This is a genomic window from Rhodococcus sp. 7Tela_A2 (assembly GCF_049311045.1).
In the GTDB taxonomy this organism is placed as follows: Bacteria; Actinomycetota; Actinomycetes; order Mycobacteriales; family Mycobacteriaceae; genus Rhodococcus.
Genome location: NZ_JAXION010000173.1, coordinates 1 through 6,169, shown reverse-complemented (window position 1 = coordinate 6,169; position 6,169 = coordinate 1). Strand labels below are relative to the sequence as shown.

6 protein-coding genes are annotated in these 6,169 nt (G+C 66.5%); 2 read left to right on the top strand and 4 right to left on the bottom strand.

All coding sequences use genetic code 11. The features are described 5' to 3' along the window. Positions 1-44 precede the first annotated feature (44 nt). The 4 genes from TVH25_RS20395 to TVH25_RS20380 form a co-directional block, all read right to left on the bottom strand. Positions 45-1,712, bottom strand: coding sequence for a cytochrome b (locus tag TVH25_RS20395; RefSeq protein ID WP_169620196.1), 1,668 nt, complete (start codon positions 1,710-1,712; stop codon positions 45-47). After that, positions 1,709-2,839 carry a ubiquinol-cytochrome c reductase iron-sulfur subunit gene (locus tag TVH25_RS20390; RefSeq protein ID WP_169620195.1) on the bottom strand — a complete coding sequence of 377 codons (1,131 nt, stop codon included), beginning with the start codon at positions 2,837-2,839 and terminating at the stop codon, positions 1,709-1,711. The genes TVH25_RS20395 and TVH25_RS20390 overlap by 4 nt, the downstream gene beginning before the upstream one ends. Continuing rightward, positions 2,836-3,708: a cytochrome c gene (locus tag TVH25_RS20385; protein ID WP_206036642.1), complete on the bottom strand. Its 873-nt coding sequence runs from the start codon at positions 3,706-3,708 to the stop codon at positions 2,836-2,838. Before TVH25_RS20385 ends, TVH25_RS20390 begins: the two co-directional genes overlap by 4 nt. A 62-nt stretch (positions 3,709-3,770) precedes the next feature. Next, on the bottom strand, positions 3,771-4,385 hold the full coding sequence (locus tag TVH25_RS20380) for a cytochrome c oxidase subunit 3 (RefSeq protein ID WP_422425333.1): 615 nt from the start codon (positions 4,383-4,385) through the stop codon (positions 3,771-3,773). A gap of 136 nt (positions 4,386-4,521) precedes the next feature. Between TVH25_RS20380 and TVH25_RS20375 the strand changes: the two genes are divergently transcribed. Continuing rightward, positions 4,522-4,977 carry a hypothetical protein gene (locus TVH25_RS20375; RefSeq protein ID WP_422425332.1) on the top strand — a complete coding sequence of 152 codons (456 nt, stop codon included), beginning with the start codon at positions 4,522-4,524 and terminating at the stop codon, positions 4,975-4,977. Positions 4,978-5,039: 62 nt separating this feature from the next. After that, positions 5,040-6,116 (top strand): anthranilate phosphoribosyltransferase, encoded by a 1,077-nt coding sequence (gene trpD / locus TVH25_RS20370; RefSeq protein ID WP_422425331.1) that lies wholly within the window; start codon positions 5,040-5,042, stop codon positions 6,114-6,116. Positions 6,117-6,169: the final 53 nt, after the last annotated feature.

The following is a 6,169-nucleotide window of genomic DNA, read 5'->3' as shown; positions in this document are numbered from 1 at the left end:
AACCTTGGAAGGTTCGGGGCCCCACTCGTGATGAAACGTGCCGGTCAGTGCTTCGTGTCGGGCAGGTTCGTCGTCGTCTCGGAACCGTTCGACTCGCCGTGCACGCGCTCCTGGTACTCACGGAGCGTGGTGCGCAGTTCGGCCTCGGCCTCGTGATGAGCCGCTTCGAGTGCAGCCGTCTCCTCAGCGGGGTCCGGACGCCACCAGCTGCCGGCCCCGGGCTTACCGGCGGTACCGAGACGGTTCATCGTCTTCGGGATCGCGGCGCCCTGGTACTCGAGCGGAACCGGGTGGCCGTGCTCGTCCACCGGGCCGAGCGGCTGGTGGATCTCGACGTACTCACCGTGCGGCAGGCGACGGACGATGCCCGTCTCGATGCCGTGCTCGAGGACCTGGCGGTCGCTGCGCTGGAGGCCCAGGCAGAACCGGTAGGCGATGTAGTACGCGAGCGGCGGCAGCACGACCAGGCCGATACGGCCCATCCACGTCGTTGCGTTGATCGAGATGTCGAACTTGTACGCGATGATGTCGTTGACGCACATGATGGTCGCGACCGCGTAGAAGGCCAGGGCCATCGCACCGATGGCGGTACGAACCGGCACGTCGCGCGGACGCTGCAGCAGGTTGTGGTGTGCGTCGTCCTTGGTGAACCGCTTCTCGATCCACGGGTAGATCGTCAGGATCACGAACACCAGGCCCATGATCAGGGCGATCCAGAAGGGCTGCGGGATCGTGTAGCGGTTGAACAGGTACAGCTCCCATGCCGGCCAGATACGTGCCAGGCCGTCCGTCCACATCATGTAGATGTCGGGCTGAGAACCTGCGGAGACTTGCGATGGGTTGTACGGGCCGATGTTCCAGACCGGGTTGATCTGGAGAAGGCCGGACATCAGCGCGAGGACCGCGAAGGTCATCGCGAAGAACGCACCGGACTTCACTGCGAAGACCGGGAGGATGCGCACGCCGACGACGTTCTGCTCGGTGCGGCCGGGGCCGGGGAACTGGGTGTGCTTCTGGTACCACACCAGCGCGAGGTGCGCGGCGATGAGCGCCAGGATGATGCCCGGAACCAGCAGGACGTGCAGGACGTAGAAGCGCGGGATGATCAGGTCACCCGGGAAGTCGCCACCGAACAGGGCCCAGTGCATCCACGTGCCGATGACTGGGATGCTCAGCGTGATGCCGGAGAACGCGGCGCGGAGACCGGTACCGGAGAGCAGGTCGTCGGGGAGCGAGTAACCGAAGAAGCCTTCGAACATCGCCAGGATGAGCAGCAGCGAGCCGATCACCCAGTTGGCCTCACGAGGACGCCGGAACGCACCGGTGAAGAAGATGCGCAGCAGGTGCACCACGATGGACGCGGCAAACATCAGGGCAGCCCAGTGGTGGATCTGCCGGACGAACAGGCCGCCACGAACCTCGAAGGACAGGTTCAGGGTGGTCTCGTAGGCACGGGACATCCCCACGCCGCGCAGCGGCTGGTAGACGCCGTCGTACACGACGTGAGCCATCGACGGGTCGAAGAACAGGGTCAGGTAGACACCGGAGATCAGCAGGATGATGAACGCGTAGAGCGCGATCTCGCCCAGCAGGAACGACCAGTGTGTCGGGAAGACCTTGTTGATCTGCCGACGGATGCCTGCCGACAGGTGATACCGGGAATCGATGTTCTCGGCGGCCTGTGCGGCGCGGGATGGAGTTGCAGTACTCACGGGCGACGCTCCCAAAATGCCGGGCCGAGTGCCTCGGTGAAGTCACCGTTGGCGACCAGGAAGCCCTCTTCGTTCACTGTAATAGGCAGCTGCGGCAGTGCACGAGCAGCGGGACCGAAAATCGGCTTGCAGTACTCGAGTGCGTCGAACTGCGACTGGTGGCACGGGCAGAGAATGCGGTTGCTCTGCTGCTCGTACAGCGAGGTGGGGCAGCCGAGGTGGGTGCAGATCTTCGAGAAGGCGAAGTAGTCGCCGTAGTTGAAGCTCTCCTGGCCCTTGCGCTTGATGGCGCGTTCGGCATCCTCCGTGCGCAGACGGATGAGCATGACGGCGTTGCGGATGCCGCGAAGGCTCTGCAGCAGCGCGTGGTCGTCGCCACGGTCGGATTCACGGAACGGGAAGACCGTCTCCATGCCGCCGGCGTCGAGATCCTCCGGGCGAACCAGGACGATGTCCTGGGGCCGTCCGGTGTCGCGGCGCAGGTAGATGGTTTCGCCCTCGTAGTTCGGGGTCCAGCCCGAGACCCACAGCGGAGACTTGTCGCCCTGTGCCCACGGGTTCTTGATCAAGCCGCCGAGCGGCATGATCAGGCCGACGCCCAGTGCGCCGCCGCCGAAGATCGCGGTGCGCTTGATCAGCTTGCGACGCGGGAGCGTCGACGTGTCGAGCGAATCGGCGAGCTCGGCGACGATCGTCTTGCGATCGACCTCCGTCGACGGGCCGTCGTGGCGATCCTGGATCGACACCTCTTCGGGGATGAACTTCTTCGTGAACTGCACCGCGCCGACACCGATACCGAGGATCGACAGACCCAGGGTGAGGCCGAGCATCGGGGTGTACAGGTTGTACAGGGTGTAGTTCGGGTCGCCCGGACCCTGGTACTCCCACGGCCAGAACAGGTAGATCGCGATGAACGCGATACCTGCGATGCCGGCGAGCGCGAACCAGATCGCAACGCTTCGCTCGGCGCGCTTCTCGGCGCGGGTGCCCTCGACAGGCCACCGATCCTTGCGGAATGCGACATCGACACCGTCGAGATTCGTCCCGAGCGCGACGAGGTCGTCGCGGCTCATCTGTTCGAGGTTCTCGACCGAGTGCTTGTTAGTCGGCGTTTCGCCGCCACTCATGACCTTGCTCCGATCCACAGTGCAGCGCCGACGACGGCGACAATGCCGATGACCCACATCGTCGGGCCTTCGGCGGCCGGGCCGAACCCGCCCAATCCGTAGCCGCCGGGGTTCGTCGTCTCGCTGGCCGACTTGACGTACGCGATGATGTCCTGCTTCTCCTCGACCGTCAGCTGACGGTCGGAGAACTTCGGCATGTTCTGCGGCCCGGTGAGCATGGCCGTGTAGATCTGCTGTTCATTGGCCGGATCGAGGTTCGGCGCGAACTTTCCGGACGACAGCGCACCGCCGCGGCCGGTGAAGTTGTGGCACGAAGCGCAGTTCTGGCGGAACAGTTCCGAACCGCGGCCGATGTCGTTGCCACGGAGCGAAGACTGGGAGATCTCGCCGTCTTCGTCACGGATGACCGTCGGGCCGCCGCCGTTCGCCTGGATGTAGGCACCGAGGGCGTCGGTCTGGGCCGCGTTGAACTTCGGTTCCTTGCGGAGCGCCTGGGCCTCGTTGCGCGAGGCCGGCATACGACCGGAGGACACCTGGAAGTAGACGGCTGCCTCACCGACACCGATCAGGGTGGGACCGCGGTCCTGCACACCCTGCAGGTTGATGCCGTGGCATGTCACGCAGGAGGTCTCGTAGAGCTGCTTGCCCTCGCGGATCAGTGCGCTCTGGTCGTCCTGCGCAGTGGCCACCTGCGGGGCAGGGGTCAACGCGGAGGCGAGGAAGCCGGCGCTGAGCAGGCCGACCGCCAGGACCAGGGCGCCCGTGACGCGCCGGCGGAATTTGCGCTGGCGGCGGGACTTGGCAGCGGAAGCTGTCGAGGATCGACCGGGCATGTCACCCTCGGAACCGAGAGGTGGGGATGAACTCATCTGTATCCCTTTTTGTTTTGGGACGGACTGGACGTCAGGGGGCTGCCTGTGCGTTCAGCTGGCTAACGGATGAAATAGATCGTGGCAAACAGTGCGATCCACACGATGTCGACAAAGTGCCAGTAATACGAAACGACGATGGCTGCGGTGGCCTGCGCGGGCGTGAACTTGCTGACGCGGGTACGGACCAGCAGGAACACGAAGGCGACGAGGCCGCCGATCACGTGGAGGCCGTGGAAGCCCGTGGTGATGTAGAACACCGAGCCGTACACGCTGCTCGAGATGGACGTGCCGTGGTCGACCAGCGTGATGTATTCGTAGCCCTGCCCGAGCACGAAGAACGTGCCCATGGCGAGGGTGATCAGATACCACCGTCGCAGCCCGAAGACGTCGCCGCGCTCGGCAGCGAACACGCCCATCTGGCATGTGAAGGAGGAGGCGATCAGCACCGTGGTGATCGGAACCGCCAGCCACAGGTTCAAGTGGGTGGGCGGCGGGGGCCACATGCCCTCCGGCGCCTGCGCCCGTGCCACGAAATACATGGCGAAGAGCCCTGCGAAAAACATGAGCTCGCTGGACAACCACACGATGGTGCCGACGCTGACCAGGTTGGGCCGGTTCAACGAGTGCACGCGCTGTGTGATTGCAGATCCTGAAGTCCCTACTGCGCTCGTCACGCTGGCTAGTATGACCCGTCGTAGTACGTCTTGGGCAATCGGGGCCGAAATAGGCGCGTCAGTGCTGGTCGCGCCCCGATAATTTCCCTGGTGGGGTCACCGTGCGGGCCTTCGGGGGACGTGCGAACCTGGTGCTATGAGTACCGGAAGTGGCTTGTGGGACCGGCTCCGCGCGATGGTGTCCCGGCGCCGGGCCCCCCTCGACCGGGAGCGTACGGATCTCGTCGTGGTGGTGTCCTCGTTCGACGACGCCGAGGCGTGTTCGACGGCCTTGACGCGCGGTGCCGAATCGGAGCCGTATTGGACGGAATCCGACGAGGCGGTACTGCGCCACCATCTCACCCTTCCGCCCGACGCTGTCGACCGAGCCGTCGAACTGGCCGCACAGGACGGCTATACCGTCAGCGGCGCCCCGATGGAGGCGCGGGTCGCCGGGGACGCAAGCCTGACAGCACTGGTGTTGCAGCGCACCCAGGTTCTGGACGCGATGCACTGCGCCCAGGAGAAGTCCCGCATGGTCTCGCTCGCGCAGCGACTCGGTGGCACCGCGCTGGGGTGGGACGCGCTACAGCCCCCGGCATCGCCTGACTAAGCTTCGCGGCGGAGGGCACACCGGTGCCCGGTAGGGAGCGGCATGCGGCGAGGTCAGGTGCGATGAACGCGACTCGAGTGGTGGACGGGACGGGGACCACCTGGTCGTCGGTCCTCGGTGTGCTGACTGCCGGGCACGATCTCTCGCGCGAACAAGCACAGTGGGCGATGGAGGAGATCTTCTCCGACAACGCGACCGCCGCGCAGATCGCCGCCTTCGGTGTCGCGCTGAAGATGAAGGGGGAAACCCCCGACGAGCTGCGCGCGCTCGCGGACACCATGCTCGGCTACGCCCGGCTCGTGCCCGTCGACAACGACGTGGTCGACGTCGTCGGCACCGGCGGTGACCGCGCCGACACCGTGAACATCTCGACGATGGCGGCGATCGTCGTCGCGGCGTCCGGCATCCGCGTCGTCAAGCACGGCAACCGGGCGGCATCGTCGAAGAGCGGCGGCGCCGACGTGCTCGAGGCACTGGGCGTCCACATCGACCTCGGGCCGGAGGCGGTGGCCCAGTCGGTCGCCGAGGCAGGCATCGGTTTCTGCTTCGCGCCGGTCTACCACCCCGCGCTCCGGTTCGCCGCGGCCCCGCGCAAGCAGATCGGCATCCCGACAGCGTTCAACGTGCTGGGGCCGCTGACCAACCCGGCGCGCCCGCGCGCGGGTCTGATCGGATGCGCTTTCGAGAACCTCGTCGGCACGGTCGCCGGTGTGCTCGCCCAGCGCGGGAACTCCGCGCTGGTGGTACGCGGCGACGACGGCCTCGACGAACTCACCACGTCGACCACATCCACCGTCCACATCGTGCGGGACGGCGAGGTCCGGGTCGTCACCCTCGACCCGACCGATCTCGGCATCACCCGGGTACCGCTCGAGGCGCTACGCGGCGGAGACGCAGAGAAGAATGCCGCCATCGCCCGCGCGGTCCTGGCGGGGGAGACCGGGCCGGTGCGCGACGCGGTCCTGCTGAACGCGGCCGGCGCGATCGCAGCGTTCCGGGGGATCGGCGACAGTCTCGAGGAGGCACTCGCGGCCGGACTCGAGGCCGCTGCTGCCGCGATCGACACCGGCCGGGCCGAAGAAGTCCTCCGCACGTGGTCCGAGGTGACCACCCGGCTCGGTGCCGCGCCGGGAATATAAGGAGTACGCGAACGGAGTGTGGGGGGGGGGGGGGGGGGGGGGGGGGGGCGCCC